The organism is Mesorhizobium sp. B2-4-6 (assembly GCF_006442775.1).
Taxonomy (GTDB): domain Bacteria; phylum Pseudomonadota; class Alphaproteobacteria; order Rhizobiales; family Rhizobiaceae; genus Mesorhizobium.
This window is the reverse complement of sequence record NZ_VFVI01000006.1, coordinates 38,383-57,760: the sequence shown is the minus strand read 5'-3', so window position 1 is coordinate 57,760 and position 19,378 is coordinate 38,383. Positions and strand designations below refer to the sequence as shown.

General features: G+C 58.0%; 17 protein-coding genes and 3 pseudogenes. 8 read left to right on the top strand and 12 right to left on the bottom strand.

The window, feature by feature from the left end; translation table 11 throughout:
- Positions 1-19 precede the first annotated feature (19 nt).
- From FJ957_RS16965 to FJ957_RS16955, 3 genes are read left to right on the top strand one after another with little or no spacing between them, the layout of a single operon-like run.
- A complete protein-coding gene (locus FJ957_RS16965; RefSeq protein ID WP_140833220.1) occupies positions 20-346 on the top strand; it encodes a hypothetical protein in 327 nt (108 codons plus the stop codon).
- 12 nt (positions 347-358) lie between these two features.
- Entirely contained in the window at positions 359-1,264 is a 906-nt protein-coding gene (locus FJ957_RS16960) for an EamA family transporter (protein WP_140833218.1), read from the top strand.
- Between the two features lie 6 nt (positions 1,265-1,270).
- Complete coding sequence (locus FJ957_RS16955; protein WP_140833216.1) at positions 1,271-1,933, top strand: CGNR zinc finger domain-containing protein; 663 nt, start codon at positions 1,271-1,273, stop codon at positions 1,931-1,933.
- Between the two features lie 1,791 nt (positions 1,934-3,724).
- On the opposite strand, the gene FJ957_RS16950 is transcribed toward FJ957_RS16955, so the two are convergent.
- The 6 genes and pseudogenes from FJ957_RS16950 to FJ957_RS16920 form a co-directional block, all read right to left on the bottom strand.
- Positions 3,725-4,327 carry an SDR family NAD(P)-dependent oxidoreductase gene (locus tag FJ957_RS16950; RefSeq protein ID WP_140833214.1) on the bottom strand — a complete coding sequence of 201 codons (603 nt, stop codon included), beginning with the start codon at positions 4,325-4,327 and terminating at the stop codon, positions 3,725-3,727.
- Between the two features lie 406 nt (positions 4,328-4,733).
- Positions 4,734-5,021 carry a PilZ domain-containing protein gene (locus FJ957_RS32270; RefSeq protein ID WP_140833212.1) on the bottom strand — a complete coding sequence of 96 codons (288 nt, stop codon included), beginning with the start codon at positions 5,019-5,021 and terminating at the stop codon, positions 4,734-4,736.
- 33 nt (positions 5,022-5,054) lie between these two features.
- Entirely contained in the window at positions 5,055-6,302 is a 1,248-nt protein-coding gene (locus tag FJ957_RS16940; RefSeq protein WP_140833210.1) for a GGDEF domain-containing protein, read from the bottom strand.
- Positions 6,303-6,863: 561 nt separating this feature from the next.
- Positions 6,864-7,316 carry a MucR family transcriptional regulator gene (locus tag FJ957_RS16935; protein ID WP_140833208.1) on the bottom strand — a complete coding sequence of 151 codons (453 nt, stop codon included), beginning with the start codon at positions 7,314-7,316 and terminating at the stop codon, positions 6,864-6,866.
- A gap of 793 nt (positions 7,317-8,109) precedes the next feature.
- Positions 8,110-8,721, bottom strand: a complete 612-nt coding sequence (locus tag FJ957_RS16925; RefSeq protein WP_181180596.1) for a class I SAM-dependent methyltransferase — start codon at positions 8,719-8,721, stop codon at positions 8,110-8,112.
- A gap of 242 nt (positions 8,722-8,963) precedes the next feature.
- Positions 8,964-9,461 (bottom strand): annotated as a pseudogene (locus tag FJ957_RS16920) (recombinase family protein); the annotation flags it as partial.
- A 230-nt stretch (positions 9,462-9,691) separates the two neighbouring features.
- Here FJ957_RS16920 and FJ957_RS31840 point away from each other — a divergent pair.
- The gene (locus tag FJ957_RS31840) at positions 9,692-9,862 is read left to right on the top strand and encodes a hypothetical protein (protein ID WP_181180595.1); all 171 of its coding nucleotides are present in this window, start codon (positions 9,692-9,694) and stop codon (positions 9,860-9,862) included.
- A 90-nt stretch (positions 9,863-9,952) separates the two neighbouring features.
- Here FJ957_RS31840 and FJ957_RS16915 read toward each other — a convergent pair whose 3' ends face one another.
- From FJ957_RS16915 to FJ957_RS16890, 6 genes and pseudogenes are all read right to left on the bottom strand, one after another.
- Positions 9,953-10,180 (bottom strand): hypothetical protein, encoded by a 228-nt coding sequence (locus FJ957_RS16915; RefSeq protein ID WP_140833202.1) that lies wholly within the window; start codon positions 10,178-10,180, stop codon positions 9,953-9,955.
- A gap of 9 nt (positions 10,181-10,189) precedes the next feature.
- Entirely contained in the window at positions 10,190-10,435 is a 246-nt protein-coding gene (locus FJ957_RS16910) for a hypothetical protein (protein WP_140833200.1), read from the bottom strand.
- A gap of 84 nt (positions 10,436-10,519) precedes the next feature.
- A complete protein-coding gene (locus FJ957_RS16905) occupies positions 10,520-11,218 on the bottom strand; it encodes a Crp/Fnr family transcriptional regulator (protein ID WP_140833198.1) in 699 nt (232 codons plus the stop codon).
- Positions 11,219-11,324: 106 nt separating this feature from the next.
- A pseudogene (locus FJ957_RS32265) lies at positions 11,325-11,460 on the bottom strand (recombinase family protein); the annotation flags it as partial.
- A 100-nt stretch (positions 11,461-11,560) separates the two neighbouring features.
- The gene (locus tag FJ957_RS16895; RefSeq protein WP_140833196.1) at positions 11,561-12,028 is read right to left on the bottom strand and encodes a DUF995 domain-containing protein; all 468 of its coding nucleotides are present in this window, start codon (positions 12,026-12,028) and stop codon (positions 11,561-11,563) included.
- A 146-nt stretch (positions 12,029-12,174) separates the two neighbouring features.
- Positions 12,175-12,434: pseudogene (locus tag FJ957_RS16890) on the bottom strand (adenylate cyclase); the annotation flags it as partial.
- A gap of 708 nt (positions 12,435-13,142) precedes the next feature.
- Here FJ957_RS16890 and FJ957_RS16885 point away from each other — a divergent pair.
- The 4 genes from FJ957_RS16885 to FJ957_RS16870 all read left to right on the top strand — a co-directional run bounded on the left by FJ957_RS16885 (position 13,143) and on the right by FJ957_RS16870 (position 19,329).
- Positions 13,143-16,520 carry a GAF domain-containing protein gene (locus FJ957_RS16885; protein WP_181180594.1) on the top strand — a complete coding sequence of 1,126 codons (3,378 nt, stop codon included), beginning with the start codon at positions 13,143-13,145 and terminating at the stop codon, positions 16,518-16,520.
- A gap of 203 nt (positions 16,521-16,723) precedes the next feature.
- Complete coding sequence (locus FJ957_RS16880) at positions 16,724-17,068, top strand: Hpt domain-containing protein (protein WP_140833192.1); 345 nt, start codon at positions 16,724-16,726, stop codon at positions 17,066-17,068.
- A gap of 1 nt (position 17,069) precedes the next feature.
- Positions 17,070-18,617, top strand: a complete 1,548-nt coding sequence (locus FJ957_RS16875; RefSeq protein ID WP_140833190.1) for a response regulator — start codon at positions 17,070-17,072, stop codon at positions 18,615-18,617.
- Positions 18,618-18,759: 142 nt separating this feature from the next.
- Complete coding sequence (locus tag FJ957_RS16870; RefSeq protein ID WP_181180593.1) at positions 18,760-19,329, top strand: tyrosine-protein phosphatase; 570 nt, start codon at positions 18,760-18,762, stop codon at positions 19,327-19,329.
- Positions 19,330-19,378: the final 49 nt, after the last annotated feature.

Sequence of the window (19,378 nt, the reverse complement as noted above, 5' to 3'; positions counted from 1 at the left end):
TCATTGCAGGGAGACTGCCATGGCTACGAAGCCGACCATCGCGCGCATCTGGCGCGGCCGCACCCGTCGAGACATCGCGGATATCTACGAGCCCTATATGCGGGCCGAAGGAATTCCACCGCTTCAGAAAGTCGCGCTCGGCGTTCAGCTCTTCCGTGAGGACCGGGACCAGGAGACGTGGTTCACGACCATTTCATATTGGCCGAACATCGATGCGATGACTGCGTTCACCAAAGGCGAGCCAACCAAGGTGCATCATCTCGACCGCGATACCGAACTGCTGATCGAGTTGCCCGAGCGTATCGAAATTCACCGCATCCTCATCGATGATCAGAACCTGCGCTGACGGTGAAGCGGCGTGCACAATCTCATCCTCTTCGGCCTCATGGCGCTGATCTGGGGACTGACGTGGGCAGCTATCAAGTTCGGGCTTGATGCCGGCGCCCCGCCGATCCTCCTGGCAGGATTGCGCTACATGCTCACCACGTTCATCCTTCTGCCCATCATCAGGGAGCTCCGATCTGCTTTTTCGGAGGGGCGATCCGGCCGGATCATCGCGTCAGCGCTGCTCACGAATGCAGGCACCTACGGCCTCCTGTTCTGGGGAATGCAGACCGTACCCTCCGGTCTGTCGGGGCTGGTCAATCTCTCGCTGATCCCCGTGTTGCTGTTTGCCCTGGCCGTTTTGGTTGGCGAGGATCGGCCGACATGGCGTCACGGGCTCGCGCTTGGCGTGGGTTGCGCCGGTCTCGTCGGCCTTTTCTGGAGTCGTCTGGCCGAGCAGGATGCGGGAAACGGCATGGGGCTTGCCGCCATCGTAGCGGGCACCTGTTGCTATTGCATCGGAAGCGTCATCGCGCGGCCGCTCGTTGGATCTGTGAAACCGCTGACATTGACAATGCTGCACGCCATCATCGGGGGCGCCGCATTGATGGCGATCTCGTTTGCTGCCGGTGAGATTCAGCCGAGGGCCTTGAACAGCTTGGCGAGTTGGACGGTGGCCGGCAGCTTGCTCTACTTGTCTGTCCTGGGCACCATTGTCGCCTATACACTCTATCTGCGGCTTCTGGAGGCGTGGGGCACCGCCAGAGCGGGCCTCTATGCGTTTATTTCGCCGATCATCGCGCTCGCAGCGGGGGCGTGGCTCTTCGGAGAGACGATCGGCGTTGCCGAAATCGGCGGCACGGTTTTGTTGCTGACGGCGGCCGGCATAGCACTGTCGCACAAAGACCCGTCGGGAGACCGGCGGACGAACCAGAAATAGGGATCGATGTCCTTCCCCCATCGCATTTCCGGGAACATCGCGCTGGACCTCGCCAACACCATCAGTTGGCGCGGAACAGACCGCGAGACAGACCATCTCACGACGGTGGACGATATCGTGGCCTGGGCCAAGGAAGCTGGTTTGATCGACAGCCGCTTTGCCATCCCAGCGCACGAACGCGGCGCTTTGGTGAACCGCACAATGGCCTTGCGGTCAGCCATCACTGAAGCAGGGTCGGCGATTGCCCATCACAAGGACGCTCCCGCATCCGCGTTGGATGTTATCCGCGATCTCGCGGCCGGAGCGCTTCAGGCATCCGAAATTTCAGGAGCGCCCGTAACCTTTGCATTCCAAGGTATCGACAAGATTGTTGGAGCCGTCGCCTGGTCCGCACTCGATCTTCTTCGTGGCGATGAACTGCCTCGGCTGAAGCAATGTCCGCCTGATGACTGTCATTGGCTCTTTATCGATCGCACAAAAAACGGTTCTCGTCGCTGGTGCGATATGGGCACATGCGGCAACCGCGCGAAGAAACAGGTGTTTCGAAAGGAGCGAAGCGGAGCTTCTCCGTCCGAGCAGGCTTCAAGTGAGTTGCGCCGAATTCGCGGCTCGCAAGATGAACGGGGTCATGTCGGCCGCAAGCGAGGCCGGAGGACGAACTCCGCCTAGCAGATCAATCAATAGTCGAAGCCGATCGAGCAACGAGAGCGCTTCAAGGAGAGCTTGCCTCTGGGCGACAGGTATCCAGTGTGGAGGAGAGTCCTGGCCCAGATATGAAAGCGTGACCCAGGGCAATGATCGTATCCCCGCGATGCGATCAGCGGGGAAGCCTGCCAGGACAAGTTTGGTCGTGACCTCCGGTAAGCCCGCGCGGCGACATAAGGCCTCGAACCGCAGCAGCGCATAGTCATAGAGTGGACGAAGCTTGATGTCTCGCGCTGGCGGATCGTCCCAGGGCTCGACCGATACCCGATAATGGCCGTCCGGCTGCAAGGTGAACATGTGCAAATGCACACGCTGCACCGCTTCGACGAAAATTCGCACGACGTCCTGTGACACGGCCTCGAATTCAACGCCGACCGCCGCGACGCCGACTTTACAAACCGACCGTGCCCCCGACATCTCCCCTTCGGGATCTCGCAACGAGGCAAAGACGAGATGGCCGCCGGCTGACGCTGCTCTTGCGGTGGCAATCGACGCAGAGCGTCCCAGACCGAATGCCCGCGCCATCGGAGGAGCGAACGAAACGCCACCACCCGGCGGGAGAAGGGGATGCTCCATGGCTTGCGCTGTCATCTCGGTGTACTGAGGATCAGAAGGTGCGAGGCTACCAGTTCGCCCTTTTCATCGCAGAGCGCACTATGATCCGCATCTCAACGTCGCCGTAGCTTCCAGGCGGCGAGCATGCCGGTCAGGAGTGCCAACGGCAGCACGGCGTGAAACACGGTGTCGCCACGCGTCTGTGGGCCGACGCCGATCGCAATTCCTTGAGCCGCCATGTCCGCTGAGCTGCCTCGGTCAGGCCCTTCGGCATCTCCCTGCGCTGGCGTGCTTTCCGACGACGCTTCTGCTCGCGCTCGTCGGCAAGGCGGGCGCTGCGGGTAACGCCCGCGGCGGCGAAGGCGGCCTAAAAAGCCGCCGCTCCATCCTCGCCTGTCTGCCCGCATGCCCCATTCATGCATACGAGGCTGGGGCATCGACGAGAGGGCCACAATAGCCTGCCGAGACGCCGCAATAGTGATCCTTTGAACGCCGAAGGACTCGTGTTGGCGGTGTCTCACTCCGTCAACAACATTGATGCAGAAAATAAATTTTGTTGGCCTGGCAGGGACTCAGGTTGCACTGTGGTCAGGCGAGTGATTTCGCGCCTCTTCGAGATAGGCGGACAATTTCCAGGGTGGCATCCGTCTACATCCCAAAGCACACATCATCGGGACCCCGCGCCGAGGTTGCAAGCGGGTCGTTCTTCGGCCCAAGGCTGTCCGCCAGCTTCGCGCCTCAATCCTGTCATTCAACGCGACGTCGCCGGTCATCGAAAGCGACGCTGCAGGCTTGGCTGGCAGGGTCGCGATCGCGGAGACTTCAATTTCGCCAATAATGTTCGACGGAGATCAACTAAGCAGGAAAGCCCCGCCCAAGGTCTCCCCCAGCTCTCGCGTTAGATCAGTTCATCGAGCAGCAGCCGCTGCCGCCAGTCACGGCACCATCTCGGCGTCGAGCACCCATTTGCTCCCGACAGCGCTGTCGGCAAGCACGACACCACCGCGCGGACGTGCTCACTGTCACTTGGCCGGCCCTCTGACTCCAGTTCGCCTAGAGCGTGCGCCTTCCCGGCTTCCCAGTGTGATCGATGCGCGACCCATCCCGACGCAGCGTTGGGTACGTCGCCGACCTCTACGGCGCTCCCGAACATCAGACCGGGAGAGCATGGGCTTTCGAGTCGCTGCGCCGCAAGGTGTTTCAGCCGCCCTTTCGGTAGCCGGGCGAAAGCTCGCTGCCGCGTCCGTTGCCGAAGAGGGTCCTTCGAGCCTCCAGTTCATCGTCCAGCAGGCCACGCTCGTCCAATGCCGGAACGCAGACGACCTCATCGAGCTCAAGGCCGGCCAGAGAAGCCTGAACGACGGCCTCCGGCTCCATGATCGGCACGTTAGGTCGCAGGATTGGCTTGCCATCGACGTCATGAAATTCGGTGCGGACGACGCCCGGGACCAGGGCTTGCACCTTCACTTCGGTCCCGGCGAGTTCGCTCGCAAGGGTCTCGCTGAAGGAGTTGACGAACGCCTTCGTCGCCGCATAGACGGCCCGTTTGGGCAGAAACGCGCTGTCCAGCCCAGCACTAAATGCCAGCATTGAGGATACGTTGATGATCGCGCCCGACCGGCGCCCAAACATCGCCGGCAGGACCGCCCGGCTGAGGCGCATGACGGCTGTCACCTGAACCGAGATTTCAGCCTCGCCGACAGCCGGATCCAGCTCGACGAAGGGCATATAGGTCTGGAATCCGGCGTTGTTGACCAGCATCTCGAGGTCGTCCTCCCGTGCGCGCCCTTCGACCTCGCTCAAGCTCTATTGCTCTAGCGGCTGGCCCGGAGCGCCAACCTGCCGTGATGCCGTTTTGTTCAAGGAGCACCTCGCTGGTTTTTGGGGCAGGGACGAAGTGAAACGCTGGCCCGCCCGAACAACGATCTCGGGCGGGCTGGTCAGGTCATCCCCAACGGCGGCGCGCCAAGTAATGTTCCAGTCCTACCTATGCGCCGCGTTCACCAACGAGATTCGCTCGCCAATGTTCCTTTTGGATCTGGCAGCGGCCAGCTACTGACCGTGACCGGCGCGACTTAGAATCTGATCAGCCCATTGTGCTGGAGGACATACAAAAGGATCAAACGCCACCCCGACCCCACATACCCATACGATGGCTTTGTTCATTTCGAATATCCGGTCAGATGCCAAGCGAAATATTGCCAATCCGTCAGCAATAGTGAAGCTTCGGCTTGGTTTCGGTGCCGGTAAATTGAACGCCTATCCTGTCGTTCTTCCGCCCGCGCATAACGCACCGGTAAGCGATCCCATCGACGGGGACGTAGAGTAGAAATTCTGCCGGGACCCTAGTTTCAACCGGCACTTTCAATTCTGCTCCAGTCGCTTGTTGATTGCGAATCGTGCACGTGGTGTCCGAGTTCGTAATGCGGGTGATGATCGTCGCGCCCTTGAGAACACGCTGCCGATGTTCCTTGTTTGGCAACGCAGGTTCCTCCAAGCGCGTTCAAGGCGCCGATCGATCCTCGAGGCATCACCGCGTCGAGTGAATATGTTTGCGCCCCGCCGGGTCCGGTCTGTGGAGCAGCACCCGGTTCCGGCCCGTTTGCTTGGCCAGATAGAGTGCGGCGTCGGCTTTACCCTGTAACTGCTCCGGTGAAATGGCCTCGTCAGCAGTCTGAACTGCAACTCCAATGCTGAGGGTGACGCTGCGCGAGACGCGGGATCCGGGGTTACGCAAAGCGGCGGCCTCAATGCACTTACGAATCCGCTCAGCCACAGAGACAGCCTCTTCCTCTGTCACTCCAGGCAGGAGCACGAGGAACTCTTCGCCACCGTAGCGCGCCAAGTGATCGCGATCGCGCCTGATGTTTTCCTGGATAATTCTGGCGACCGTCACCAGACAGCGATCGCCCTCGGCATGGCCCAGATGATCGTTTAGCTTCTTGAAGTGATCAATGTCGCACATCAGCATTGCGGCACCGTCGAGGCAACGCTTGTCATTTCCCCACAGCTGGTCGAGTGTTTCAGTCATCCAGCGCCGGTTGGCGATGCCCGTGAGCGGATCGGTCTTCGCCAGCAGTTCCAGCCGATCGTTCGCTTTAGCCAATTCAGCGACCCTGCGCCGGTCGCGCAGCTCAAACAGGAAAGTCTTCTGAGCGAGAATTGTCATGATGCGCCGTGCTGCGACGGTCGCGAAGATACCGCTGGCGAAGAACAGCGTTCCAGCGACGGCGCTCCCGTGCTCGATGGCCGGGTTCTGCAGCTGAAACACGAGATACAATCCGAGCGCCTCCGCGGCAATGGTGACCGTCCAGGCCAGCGGGATACCGAAGATGATGATGGCGGTAATGGCCACGAACAGCATGACGTTCAATTGCCGTTCATAGAACTCGCCGCCAGCGCTTACGCCGACCAAGGCAACCGATAATAGGATCAGGAACATACCTACAATCAGCGAAGTCGCTTCGAGCCAGGAGGGGCGCGGTTTTCGCCATGCGAGAACTACTGCGATGACGACAGGCGGGATGATGGCTCCAGGCAGGAGCATGGACTGCGCGATTGCGCTTGGGAGCATCAGCGTGTTGAGCGCCAGCGTCAGCACATCCAACAAGGCCACCCAAATCATCCAGGCTCGGATGATCTTCGCCGTTTGCGCCCAGACTCGTGCGCGAAACAGACGCTTGATTTCACCTTTGAGGCGGATATCGCGCGTTCGGCGCGCCAGCAGTCGGTCAACTTCGGCGGTTAAGGCAGGGTCATCCTGCACATCGAGGTGCATGAGGTCTGACACAGATAGGCCTTACGCTTTCTCCTGATCATCCATTCGAACCCCTTCCAGGGTTCCGCAAGGCGCGAGCCTGTCAAACTATCCTGAAGATTTCATTTCTAGGCATGGCGTATTCCAAGAACCTAGGGCTGCGGCCAAGGGCGAGGGCATCCCGCTGGGATGATGCGAATTGCCGATTTCGAATCCGGCGACGTCCTCGATAGTCCGCAAGGATCACGCTAACGCCGGAAGCCCGGCTAGGAGTCTCTCACAATCCGCTGCCTTCGCCTAAAGGAAATCCGATTGGCAAGACGTAGTTGGCGGGATGAACGATGAGCGGCTACGTGTATTGCCTCTGCCGCCAGCTGCGAGCAAAGCCGATCAGAACTACGCCGGTGGTGCCGAGGAGGCAGACGAGTATCCAATTGAACGGCTGCGATAGCATCCCGGGTGCGAAGATCGCGGCCGGTGCCAATGGATTAATGTCGGGGTACTCATATGTGACCCATTGAAGGAAAGCGGCAGCTATGAGGGAGCCACCTACCAACTGAAGTAGTGCGACGGAGAGTGCCTTCATTTCGTCCGGCGCTTGGCTGAAATTTTTTTCGTCGGCTTGGTGCCTACCTTTCGACCGAGCCCGCTTGACTTTGCCAGAGCAGAGCGCTGCGCAGCGTAGTTGGGTGCCACCATAGGATAGTCGCGCGCCAAGCTCCATTTCTCCCGATACTCATCAGGCGTCAGGCCGTAGTGCACGCCGAGGTGGCGCTTCAAGGATTTGAACCTCTTTCCGTCCTCAAGGCAAATGATGTAGTCGGGAAATACCGACCGCTTCGGGTTCACCGCTGGAGCATAAATTGGCTTCTCGGGTTCGACCGGTTGTCCGACCTTCGCGAGCGATGAATTTACACTTGCGATCAACTCCGAAAGAGACGCAACCGGCACCGGGTTATTGCTGACATAGGCCGACACAATGTCCGCGGTCAGTTCGATCAATTGGCCCCGGGTGTTCCCAATCTCTCTTGGCATGCAATGTCTCCTGACGAATAATCCACTCTTAGCGGCTTCGCTAAGAAAAGCCAGTGCAGCCGTAACAATCCGCGCAAGATTGGGGCCAAGGGCCCGCTACATGGATCGCGCCCGTCACTAGGCAAGCGGCAAACCAGCTACGATCCCGAAGTCACTATGTCGTTCAACATGTCGTTCAACCAAATGGCGACCATACGTCCGCGCCTTATTTGGTTTCGGGAAGAGGATCATGAGCTGAGCAATGTTCACTTAAGCCGTTTTTCTTCATGCTCAAGTTGCTTGAGTAGTCTTTTGAAATGATCCGGGATGTCAGGATGGATCCGCAAGCTCGGCAACGACTGCGCGAAGCGCCTCGTCGCCCTGGAGCCTAGCTGGCGCCTGACGTTGCCCACAAGCGCAGCTTGCCCTTTCAAGTTGTCAGCTGAGATCATTAGCCAGATCATCCATACTCAGGAAGCTTTCGGGGTGGGAATGGTTCCGCTACGCACGCAATGAGCGGAGCTCAATTTCGAGGAACTCGTTTCCGTAATGCCCGGCGCAGGCGGCCCGGCGTCACCATTGCTCTTCTTGCGCTCGAGCGTCTCAATCCGGCGACTGTAGGACGCAAACGCAAATTCACGCAGAATTTAGTTGCCGCCCGGCAGGCCGTTCGTTTGGAGAATGCGGTAGACCTGCGTTCCTGAGCAGCCGACCGCTTCGTCAGGCCGCACTTGCGGGCGAAATTGTCAGCTCTATTGCCCACTCGCTGAGTAGTTCAACTACATGCTTTCGACCGTGCTCTGCGTGTGCTCACTCATCTTCGCACACCTGTCGCAACGAGCCACGCGGTTTCCGGGCCAGGTCTGCGCATCTCGATGTCGCTGAATCTGGCATCTTGCAAGACAGCAATGACCTCGTCCGGCTCGCGCGGGGGGAAGATGTCGGCGGGCATGTTCATTCGGTCCATATGCGCCTTCGGAAGGAAGCCCAGCACGACTCGCCCGCCAGACTTGAGAACGCGTGCGAGCTCCGCGGATCCAGCACCAAGGCTTTGCCAGAAGTACACTGTGTGGACGCTGAGAGCCTTGTCGAATGTGGCATCCGGCAACGGTAGGTTTTCGACCGTCCCGACGCGAAACTCAGCTCGCCCGGCGCGTACTGCATTGGCGAGCCGGCGGGCGGCGACGTCCACGACATCCTGTGAGCGATCAACTCCGCAGGCGAATGCTGCGCCCCGGAGAAGTCGTGGCAGTGCCGCCCCGCCGCCGAATCCGACCTCTACGGCACGATCTTCCGGAACCAGCTGTAATTGATCGAGAGCGTAGCTGTTCAGCCGGGCATTGCCGCGATTCATTTCGGCTCGAACGAGCCAGCCGCCGATTCCGGTCGGCCAAGAAAGCTGTTTCGCTATGAACCTTGGCGCCATCGGAGCCCACCCCCACCGCCTTGAACCATAGGGCGGTTCGACGGTCACGGGCAACTCCTCTTTCCACCTGCTCGGCCCGCTCCATGAGCGCAAGTCCATCGCCGCCTGAACGGAGTCCAATGGGAACGGCATGTAATCCGGCGAGATGAATGACCGTGCCCGAAGAAGGGTGATTTAAGCGCGGTGGCAGACAAGACTTTCATCAACGCTCCACGGCTTGCGCCTTCGTAACCGGTTGACCGTTACTCCCTGCCGTTCTGCCGATCCGCCGCGTGTTCATTGAGAATTCGATAAACCTGCATCCTAGAGCAGCCCACAACGTTCGCGATTCCAGCCGGGCCGAGGCCGTCAGCCCGGAGCGCCATCACCCACTGTCTGTCAAGCCGCTGCTTACCACCCTTATAGACCCCGTCTAGACCCCGTCGCGCTTCGCTTGCTGAATGCCTTCGCGCTGCCTTTCCTTAATAAAACGCCGCTCCATTTGAGCCACCATGCCAAGCACCGTCAGAACGATGTGGCCCATCTCGCCCCGCGTCGAAAACATGCGGGTCGAGCACGGTCACAAAGGCACTCTTCTGTTCACATTCGTGGATCAGGTTGAGCACGTCGCGGGTGTCGCGGCCGAGCCGGTCGAGGCGTGTCACCACCAGTTCATCACCGGGACGGAGGAAGTCTAAAACCGTTGCCAGTTCGGCGCGACCGTCGCGGCTGCCGCCCGACACCTTTTCAGACCGAACGACCAAGGTTTAGGCCCGACGCTACCCCGGCGCAAATAGTCGATGTCAAGCTGGATCGAGGCGCCAACCGAGGTGATTTCAATCCGGGTGCGCGGCGCTTCAGCAGTCCGCCAGCCCATGGTGGACGTGCCGGGATGGGCAAAAATAGGAAAGCCATCTCGTTAAAAATCAATGGGATACCGTGGAACCAATATCAAATGATAAGGTTGGGGTGGACCTTAGGGAGTGGTCTTGTGGCGCAGGAATCGGATCGAAGCCTTGTGCAAAGGTTGCTGGAAGAGACCGGCATAACCGAGGAGCAGGCGCTGGAGTTGATCTCGCTGCTCGGCGCAAATTGGTCCTCGCTGCTTCGAGAGGCGAAAGCCATCAAGGACAAGCTGCAGCCTCCGGAACCACCGCCTTAGGAAGCTTTTGAGTTTCTGGTCCTTCAAACAGCCGTGGCGCGCAATGGGAACATTAGCGTTCCACGAAGGTCTCCAGTTAACTCGATCCGTTCAGGGAACTTCCGCGTCGAATTCGACGACAAATCCCGCATCGATTGCGCTTCGTGCAATGTAATCGCCAAGTTCCCAATTCGTCAGGTCACAAAGCGGAAACAACTCCCGCACGGCGCGGATGACCTCGGATATCGAGACGCTTGGGTGGTCTACGTTGTCAATCAGGTAGCGCACTATCGCCAAGCGATAGTCCGACAAAACAGGCATCGGCGCGAGCGCAGGCATCGCGGGTTCCTATGAGGAGGATTTCGTTTCGGAGCTGTCGGCCGTTGCAACTTCGAAAGCGACGGGGACACCCTGGACGATACATGCTGCGGCCAGCATTTCTTCCAATTCACGATCGGTGGCCTTGCACGCGGGCATGAGCGTTCGGATTGCGCGCATGGCCTGTGCGATGGAAAGGAAACGCGCCTTGCCTCTGGAAAGGACATAGGCCTCGGCCGCTCCTTCGACCGTGATGGCGTGAAACGTGTTGGTCATCAAGAAAGCCTCCCTGAAACCCAAACCAAAACGATTTACGGGCAACAGGCGACAGCTTTCAAGGCTCTGTCTGTTTCCGGACAATCAGTCGGATGTTATGCCGAAATGACGTTGCTCCTCCTCGCCATAGGCTCCGTGGGTGAGTTTTATCATTCCGGCCCGGTCAACAATTGTAATCTCACCGCGCTTGGCGTGGATCAATCCCCGGTATTCAAGCATTTGGAGGGCGGAGGTAACGCCGGGTCGCCGAGCGCCAAGCATGGTCGCCAGAAATTCATGCGTCAGGTGGATTTTTCCCTCAGTCCGGTCGTGGACCATCAGCAACCACCGGGCCAGCCTTTCCTCGATTTTCGAATGGCCGTTGACCAGCGCCGTTCGGGATGATTGCAGCAGGAATGCGTGGGCGTAGCGAAGCAGCGCCTCACGAAGGCTCTGGCTTTCTGCAATAGCAGCACGAAGAGTTTCAACCGGCAGACACCAGCCGTTGCTGGCCACTTGGATATAGGTTTCGTTGGGAGATCTGTCTTGCCCGAGAATGACCGCAACTCCAGTCATACCGTCATGGCCGATGATGCCGACTTCGCTCTGCCGTCCTCCGGCCATGGTGGCGACCACCGATGCAATACCCATCTCTGGAAAATACACGTGCCCTATCGGTCGATAGGGCTCCTCCAGCCAAGCTTTGATGGGGAGTTCGACACGATGCATCGAAGGTTGCAAAAGCGAAAAGTCCTCTGGAGCGAGGGTTTTCAAAACGTGATTGCGAAGGATGGACTGAGGCATGGCTCTCCTCCCTAACGGGCAAGAGCACGAACCTCTTACTGTCGGCGGCATCCGGAAACACTGGCGGCCGATTTCGACAGCATAGGCCTTCGACATCCGGCTGGCAAATGTGTGACGGCCCGTCGCGGCTGCCGCCCCACACCTTCTCTGACCGAACGACCTCGCAGCCCTCGGCTTTCAACTTGGAGAGCTGCGTTTCGAGGTCTTGGTCAGCAGTGCTGAGCGTAACCAATGCGAGCCATAGCCTGTCACCTCAAGGTTTTGAGGCTCGACGCTACCTTGCTGTAAATAGTCGATGTCAAGCTGGATTGGGCTAACGATTAGCTAGAGATTCTGTTTTCGCTATTCTCCGCCAGCCGCAGCATATTTGGCCGATACCAAATCGCCGCTTTTGAGTTTCTTTGCGGTGTCCGTCGCATAGCCGTTCTTCATATCAGGTGTGGAACCGTCGTAGTGGGTTGCCCAAAGGTCAAAAATCTTCTTCCCAGAGTGCCAGTATTTATTGCAGTCCGTATAGATCTTGCTTTCCCCTTTTGGCTTATTTTTTGCACAGATCTCGTTTCCGTTTACGCTCCAGGTTCCCTTAAAAGTAGTCGTAATTTTTGACTTTCCGACGAACCCTCTCGTCGTTCCGTCCGGCGCATAATATTCCGTCGAGGTTCCATAGAGCCCTGTCTTACCGGAGTATATAGCCTTGACCTCGTCTGCCGATAGGGGGACTGCGTCTTTCGGTAATTTGCCAGCCAATACCGGCCCGCTAGTCAGACTAGCAACGACGCCAGCTGCGAGGAAAATTTGAAATTTGCGCATCGGTAAAACCTCCCTTAGAATTTACGCTAATTTAGCATACTCTAAAGATAGAATCGAGGGCCTGCTTATGAGTCGTCACCAAGCACCGATCATTTGCTGGCCAATCGGGCCGGTTCGACTCCCTCAGGGGTGCCTTTGTCTGCACCGTCGATAAGCTGCACATTGATCCGAAGGCGTTTGTCGGGTCGCCGGGCGCTACCTTCAAGTATGTATTTGACACCTAGGTCGCGGGCGATCTCACGAACATCAGCGGATTTGCCTTTGTAGGCGAACGTTGAATTCGTGCGATGACGAGAAAGCCCGAGACGTTTGAAAGGTCGGTTATGATGTCTTCGGTTAGGCCGTCGGTGAATTGGTCCTCCGCGGGCTCGCCACTGATGTTCACGAAAGGCAGGACGGCGATACTGTTATGAGGAACTTCGGTCTTCAGACCTGCCGGGGCGCTTGCCCCGAGGCAGGCAAGGGCACTCAGATAAAGTGGGTCGGCAGAAACGATGGTTTCTTCAGCCACAACCGCACTCCGGCAAAACGTCGCTTAGTTGATAACGTCGCTTAGTTGATATGGTCTCCCAAAACTCCGCAAGAGCCATCGGAAAAACTTGGCGGTCCTGCGACTAGGCTAGGCGTTGGCGCTGCTCGAACCTGTCGAAGCGTTGATGTCACTTTGAGGTTTAGGCCAGCCCAACATTGTCCCAATGGTGCGATGTCGACCTAAATGTTACGCAGACCGGCACTGCCCGCGTTACGTCACCAGGGCGTATACCCTGCCGCGACGTAACGCGGGCAGCACCGCAATGGGTAACGTCTGGCTCGTTGCCGACCATTTGTGACATGGTAGCGTCGGGCCTAAACCTTGAAGTGACAATTGGGCTTTGGCACCTGCCGTGAGCCATTGGCAGCTTTGCGCCTCATGTCGGCCGCTGAAGGCAATCTTGCCACCCGCTGAAAGCAGACATGTAGTCTGCATCGGGAGTCTAGCTTGTCCCCTCAGGCCAAGCTTCGCAGGTACTGTCAATCGGGGATCTGGCATGTAACATTGCTTGCTAATATACGATGGGTTGAGGGAAGCGTTCCGCTCGAACTTGGCGGAATGTCCCTTTTGGGAGAAGCCGACATGCAGGGCTCAGTCGAAAACGACCTTTCCAGCTGCCTTGAATCCGCAAACCGGCGTATTGCAGAGCTGGAAAAGGCCGAGGCAGCTGCGGCAATCGAACTTGACCGTCTTTCCGCCGAAAACAAGCGATTGATTCAATTCACCGAGGAACGCACCAAGGAATTGGCCATCCTCAACAGCGTCGGCGAAGCGACTGCCAAGACGCTGAATGTCGAAACAGTGACCCGTATCGTTGGCGACAAGGTTCGCGAGATGTTCGGCGCGGATTTGACGGAAATCCTGCTGCACGACGAGACGTCCAATCTGATCAACGTCTCCTATGCATTCGACGGCAATTACCAGTATCCTGAACCTTTTGCGATGGGCGAAGGACTTACCTCGAGAGTTATATTGTCGGGTAAGCCACTACTCCTGGGGACCTTCGATGAAGCCATCGGGTTGGGCGCCCTAATGCCCAAGGAAGAGGACGAGACTGAAACTTATCTCGGTGTGCCTATTATTGCCGGTGACAGAACGCTGGGCGTGGTTAGTGTGCAGAGCTACAGAAAAAACGCCTTCAACGAAGATCATATGCGCCTGCTGCAAGGGCTGTCGTCTAGCATGGGCATTGCTATTGCCAACGCGTATCTCTTCGACGAGACGCAGCGGCTCCTGAAAGTGGCGCAAGATCGGGCCAAGGAACTTGCCATTCTCAACAGCGTAGGCGAAGCGATGACGAAGTCGCTGAACGTCGACACAATTATTCGGCTAGTGGGCGATAAGGTCAGGGAGGCCTTCGGCACCGAGGTCAGCGAGATTCTGTTGCACGACAGCCAATCCGGTTTAGTACGGGTTCCTTACGCTTACTACAGAGGTTACAAAACCATCGAGCCGTTCCCGATGGGGATAGGACTTACGTCGGAAATTATTTCCACGGGAAAGCCGCTGGTTTTCAGCACCTTGGAGGAAGGAAAAACGCGCGGCGCCTATTTCCCGGACGAAGATGACAGGACCTCTTCATACATTGGCGTGCCGATCAATTCGGGCGAGAGAACGCTCGGAGTGGTTAGTGTTCAAAGCTACGAAAAGAATGCCTTCGATGAGAATCACGTACGATTGTTGCAGACGATAGCTTCCAATATGGGTGTCGCGATTGCCAACGCCCGGTTCTTCGATGAGACCCAGAGGCTTCTAAAGGAAACGGAGCACCGAGCCGCTGAACTGGGTGCGATCAGCAAGGTCAGTCAGGCACTCATCGGCGAAGCCGAACTTGGCAACACAATCCAGCTGATCGGCGATCAGATGCAGGAGATTTTCAGCGCCGATATAGTCTACGTCGCTCTGCTCGATCCGGACACAAAGCTGATCCATTTTCCTTATCAGTTCGGCGAAGCCTTCACCACACTCAAGCTCGGCGAGGGCCTTACAAGCAAGATCCTGGAAACCGGCGAGCCGTTGCTCATCAACCAGGATGTCGCGGAACGCGGCGCGGAAATCGGAGCAACTCCGGTTGGCAAGGATGCACTTTCGTATCTTGGTGTTCCGATCAAGACCGCTCAGGGCAATGTCGGAGTGATCAGTGTGCAGAGTACGACACGAGAGGGTATGTTCAACGAAAATTCGCTGCGGCTGCTTTCGACCATCGCCGCCAATGCGGGTGCGGCGCTTCACAACGCACAACTGTTCACCGAGCTCAAGGAGCTTTCGCCGGCGTTGACAGAGGCAAAGGAGGCGGCGGAGGCTGCCAACGAAGCCAAGAGCACGTTCCTTGCTACCATGAGCCATGAAATCCGCACGCCGATGAACGGCGTTATCGGCATGGCCAACCTGATGCTGGCTACCAAACTTGACGACGAGCAGCGGGAAATCGGCGAGACGATAAACAACAGCGCGGAAGCGCTGCTGACCATCATCAACGACATACTCGACTTTTCCAAGGTCGAGGCGGGCAAGCTTGATCTCGATCCCCGGCAGTTCGAATTACGCGAGTGCCTCGAAAGCGCGATCGATTTGATTGCGCCAAGGACAGCAGAGAAGGGATTGGACCTCGGCTATGTCGTTGAGCCCGGCACGCCGGAAACTATTGTCGCCGACAATAACCGTCTAAGGCAGGTTCTGATCAACCTGCTCAACAATGCCGTCAAATTCACCGAGCGGGGAGAGGTCGTGCTTTCCGTGACGGAGGTGCCGTCCGGAGCCGCGGGCACCAGTCCGCAGGGCGAGGGCGAGCGCAAAACGTGTACGCTCCAGTTCGCGGTGCGCGATACCGGTATCGGCATAGCCAAGGACCGGATGGATCGCCTGTTCAAATCATTCAGCCAGGTCGATGCTTCCACGACGAGACGCTATGGCGGAACCGGGCTCGGTCTGGCGATCAGCAGGCGTCTGGTGGAATTGATGGGCGGTGAGATTTGGGTGGAGAGCGCCGAAGGAAAAGGCACGACATTCTTTTTCACCATCCGCGCTCCGGTTGCCTCGAGCCAAAGAGCGACACAACTGCTGCCGACGAAGGATGAACTGGCTGGCAAGCGGCTGCTGATCGTCGACGATAACGCAACAAATCGGCGCATCGTATCCTTGCAGGCACAGGCTTGGGACATGGCTGCATCAGCAATCGAACATCCCGCCGACGCGCTTCGACGGCTTGCGGGAGGTGAAGTTTTCGATGTCATCGTTCTCGACATGAACATGCCCGGCATGGATGGGATCGAACTGGCCAGGCAAATACGCGCGCTCGAAGGCAACGGCAGCGTTCCGTTGGTGCTGCTCAGTTCAATGGTGCCGATACCGGAAGACAAGAAAAAAGAGATGGAAAGTATCAAGTTTGCGGCCATGCTTTCCAAGCCAATCAAGCCATCACCGTTGCTCAATGCATTGCTGTCGATCTTTGCCGGAACTCCGATACGCTCCATCCGATCCGATCAGCTGAAGGCGCCGGCACTCGACAGTACGATGGCGGAGAAATTTCCGCTTCGCATCCTCCTGGTCGACGACAATGCCACCAACCGGAAACTTGGCTCCAAGGTGCTCGAGCGCCTGGGGTACAAGCCGCAACTGGCAGTCGACGGGCAGTCGGCAGTCACTGCATATACCCAGGGCAGCCATGGCGTTATCCTAATGGATATTGAAATGCCTGACATGGACGGTCTCGAAGCGACAAGATTGATCCGCGCGTCCGGCAGCCAACATGCGCGTCAGCCGTTCATCATCGCCCTGACCGCCAACGCAATGGCCGGTGATCGCGAGAGATATCTGGATGCAGGGATGGATGATTACCTCAGTAAGCCGCTGCGCGTGGAAGACCTCATCGCCTCGCTGAACAAGGCGGTGCTGGCTGGCGGGCAGAGACCTGCCTGTGCAGGGAGAGATTTCCAGGAGCCCAGCGTGCCAAGGCTCTGAAATGCAAAGGTCGGATCTTGGCGCAATCGCCACCAGCCGTTGCAGCATTGATCGAAAACTATGCGCTATCGCTAATTTAGCGCGCCCACGATAGTCTACCTTTTCAGCGCGAGGGAACGCTGACAAATTCAAGCAGGGCGGTCGATTTCGATCGTACATCGCCAGCGCCGATAGAAATTCTCGGTCGAAATCGAGGGGACATCGTGGCGATCGATATAGGGGCACTTGATAAACTGCGCGAGCTTATCGGTGGCGAAGAAGCCGACCTTGTAGAGCTCGTGGAGTCTTTCCTCGAGGAGGGGGCATCCATCATGCAAGACATGCGGCCGGGTCCGGCTTCCGACCTGACCGCCATCCGGCGGGCTGCCCACTCCCTGAAATCCAACGCGCGGGACATGGGTGCGGCCGAACTCAGCCAAATCTGCGCCCGGGTCGAGGCGCGATGCGCAAGTGGCGGGCCGACGGATTTGGCGGAAATCGACAATGCACAGCGCGCGTTCGACGCCGCCGTGACGGAGCTTCGAATGATCTTCAATCTGGGAGAATAATTTGAGCAACCCTGGCAGGATTCTCATCGTTGACGACTCCCGGACCATAAGGATCAAGCTCAAGAAATCGGTCGAGGCTCTCGGCCACCAAGCCGCGGCGGTAGACAGCGGCCGGGCGGCGCTCGATCTGCTCGCCACCGAAAATTTCGATCTCATCCTTCTCGACATCATCATGCCGGTAATGGACGGCTTCGAGGTGCTGAAGAATCTCAAGGTATCGTTCAGAACGCGGGATGTTCCGGTTATTGTGATTTCCGCGCTCGACGATGAGATGAGCAGCGTCGTCAAGGCGATCGAATTGGGGGCCGAGGATTTCCTGCCCAAGGACTTCGAACTCGCACTTCTCAAGGCACGGGTTTCCACCTGCATCGAGAAGAAGAGGCTGCGCGACATCGAGAAAGAATATCTGCGGCAGGTGACAAAGCTGACGAAGGCGGCCGCGACCTTGGAAAGCGGGAGGTTCAATCCTTCAAAGCTCGGCATCCGCGATGTGGCAGGCCGCCCGGATGGTCTGGGCAAGCTCGCTACGGTTTTCGCCACAATGGCCCAGAAGGTCTATGAGCGCGAGCGCAAAATGCGGCAGAATATCCGCACATTCCGTGGCGCACTGCTGCTGCTGGCTTGCGGAGGATTATGGGGCCTTGTCGTGCCACTATCGAAGATGGCTTCACTCGTCGAAGCTCATCCGATCGGACTGGCGCTCCTTATTGACGTGATTGGGGCTGTGTTCTGCATCGGTATAAGCATGAAGCGGCAGACAATGCCCCGCTTTGCTGATCTTACGCGCTCGGATTGGAAGTTCATTCTCATCCTTGCATTCATCAGCTCGGTGATCAATCAGGTGCTGGTCTATTGGCTGGCAAGCAAGCTTCCCGCCTTCATCGTCTCTATTGTCATTGTCCTCGAGGGATTCGCCGTATTCCTGTTCGCTTCCTTGATGCGGACGGAGGCGCCCAATCTGAAGCGGTTTTTGGGACTTGGACTGGGTCTCGCCGGTATCTTCATCATACTTCTCTATGGAGAGCCGGCGGAAATGGCGACCAGTTGGTTGTGGCTTGCCATTGCACTCGTCATCCCGATCACTTACGCGACCGAGGATATTTACCTCTCGGAGTACAAGCCTGCTGCCATCGATAGCGTCGCTCTGTTCGGCATCACCCTTGTTGCTTCGGTTTTGATGCTGATGCCGCTGGTAGCTTTCTATCGGGATTTCATCCCTTTTGATCTACTGACCGGACGGCTTGGCATGATCGTCGTTCTAATGGCCGTTGCCGGCAATTTGGCGATGCTGCTTTTCATCGCGCTGATCTCCAGCACAGGCGCTGTTTTTGCAAGCCAGAACGCCTACGCAGTCACCGCAGCCGGCATAGGCTGGAGCATGCTTTTGCTGGGTGAGGCGATACCGGCGCTCACCTGGGTCTCTCTGGCGCTCACCGTCGTTGGTCTCCTGATGGTCGAGCCCAAGCAGGAGGCTGAAGAAGAACCGCCCCTATTTGACGACACATCGGAGGAGTTCGTCCCGCAGTTGCTGTCGTCGCCTACGAAATGAAAGATCCGGTCAACGATCTACCCGCGGGACGTTCACGTCGAAGAAATGCCTGAAGGTCTGGTTTTGACTATCACCGCTGAAAAGCTGCCCGTCAGCTGCCGGCCCCATTTCAGACTTCCAGGCAACAGCGAGGAATCCGCCGGTGAGGGTATCTCGGCGCATTACGGTCTGGACGGCAGCGGCACTTGGCGTGTTCGTATGGGGCGGCTGGGCGCTTGCGACCACCCATCTGAGCGATAATTTCCATGCCATTGTCGAGGGCCAGGCCTATCGTTCGGCCCAGCCGACGGCCGATGAGATCGCCGTCTATCACCATGACCAGCATATTGCGGCGATCATCAATCTGCGCGGCGCGGCTCCCGGCCAGAAATGGTACGATGCCGAGCTGCGCGCGGCGAAGGAACTCGGCATCCGCCATATCGACTTCGCCATGTCGGCGCGCACGACATTGACGCGACAGCAGTCGTTTGCCCTGATTGCGTTGATGAAATCGGCGCCCAAGCCGTTGCTGATCCATTGCCAGGCGGGATCCGACAGGAGCGGCTTGGCGGCGGCGCTCTACATGGCGGCGATTGCGCACACCGGCGAGAAGAAGTCAGAAGCGCAGCTCTCGATCCGTTTTGGTCATGTCGCCGTTCCGATCATCGGCGCGTACGAAATGGACCAGAGTTTCGAGAACATAGAACCGGCACTGGGTTTTTTCGATTCGTAGGCCTTCCGGGAAAGCATGTCTTGCCGATATAGTTGTAGGCACACGCAAA

What these genes read in the sequence shown, in the direction of transcription:
- FJ957_RS16965 (WP_140833220.1), top strand. Translation starts at nt 20, where the DNA reads ATGGCTACGAAGCCGACCATCGCGCGCATCTGGCGCGGCCGCACCCGT.
- FJ957_RS16925 (WP_181180596.1), bottom strand. Translation starts at nt 8,721, where the DNA reads ATGGCGCCAAGGTTCATAGCGAAACAGCTTTCTTGGCCGACCGGAATC.
- FJ957_RS16955 (WP_140833216.1), top strand. Translation starts at nt 1,271, where the DNA reads ATGTCCTTCCCCCATCGCATTTCCGGGAACATCGCGCTGGACCTCGCC.
- FJ957_RS16915 (WP_140833202.1), bottom strand. Translation starts at nt 10,180, where the DNA reads ATGCCTGCGCTCGCGCCGATGCCTGTTTTGTCGGACTATCGCTTGGCG.
- FJ957_RS16885 (WP_181180594.1), top strand. Translation starts at nt 13,143, where the DNA reads ATGCAGGGCTCAGTCGAAAACGACCTTTCCAGCTGCCTTGAATCCGCA.
- FJ957_RS16940 (WP_140833210.1), bottom strand. Translation starts at nt 6,302, where the DNA reads ATGCACCTCGATGTGCAGGATGACCCTGCCTTAACCGCCGAAGTTGAC.
- FJ957_RS16895 (WP_140833196.1), bottom strand. Translation starts at nt 12,028, where the DNA reads ATGCGCAAATTTCAAATTTTCCTCGCAGCTGGCGTCGTTGCTAGTCTG.
- FJ957_RS16935 (WP_140833208.1), bottom strand. Translation starts at nt 7,316, where the DNA reads ATGCCAAGAGAGATTGGGAACACCCGGGGCCAATTGATCGAACTGACC.
- FJ957_RS16910 (WP_140833200.1), bottom strand. Translation starts at nt 10,435, where the DNA reads ATGACCAACACGTTTCACGCCATCACGGTCGAAGGAGCGGCCGAGGCC.
- FJ957_RS16905 (WP_140833198.1), bottom strand. Translation starts at nt 11,218, where the DNA reads ATGCCTCAGTCCATCCTTCGCAATCACGTTTTGAAAACCCTCGCTCCA.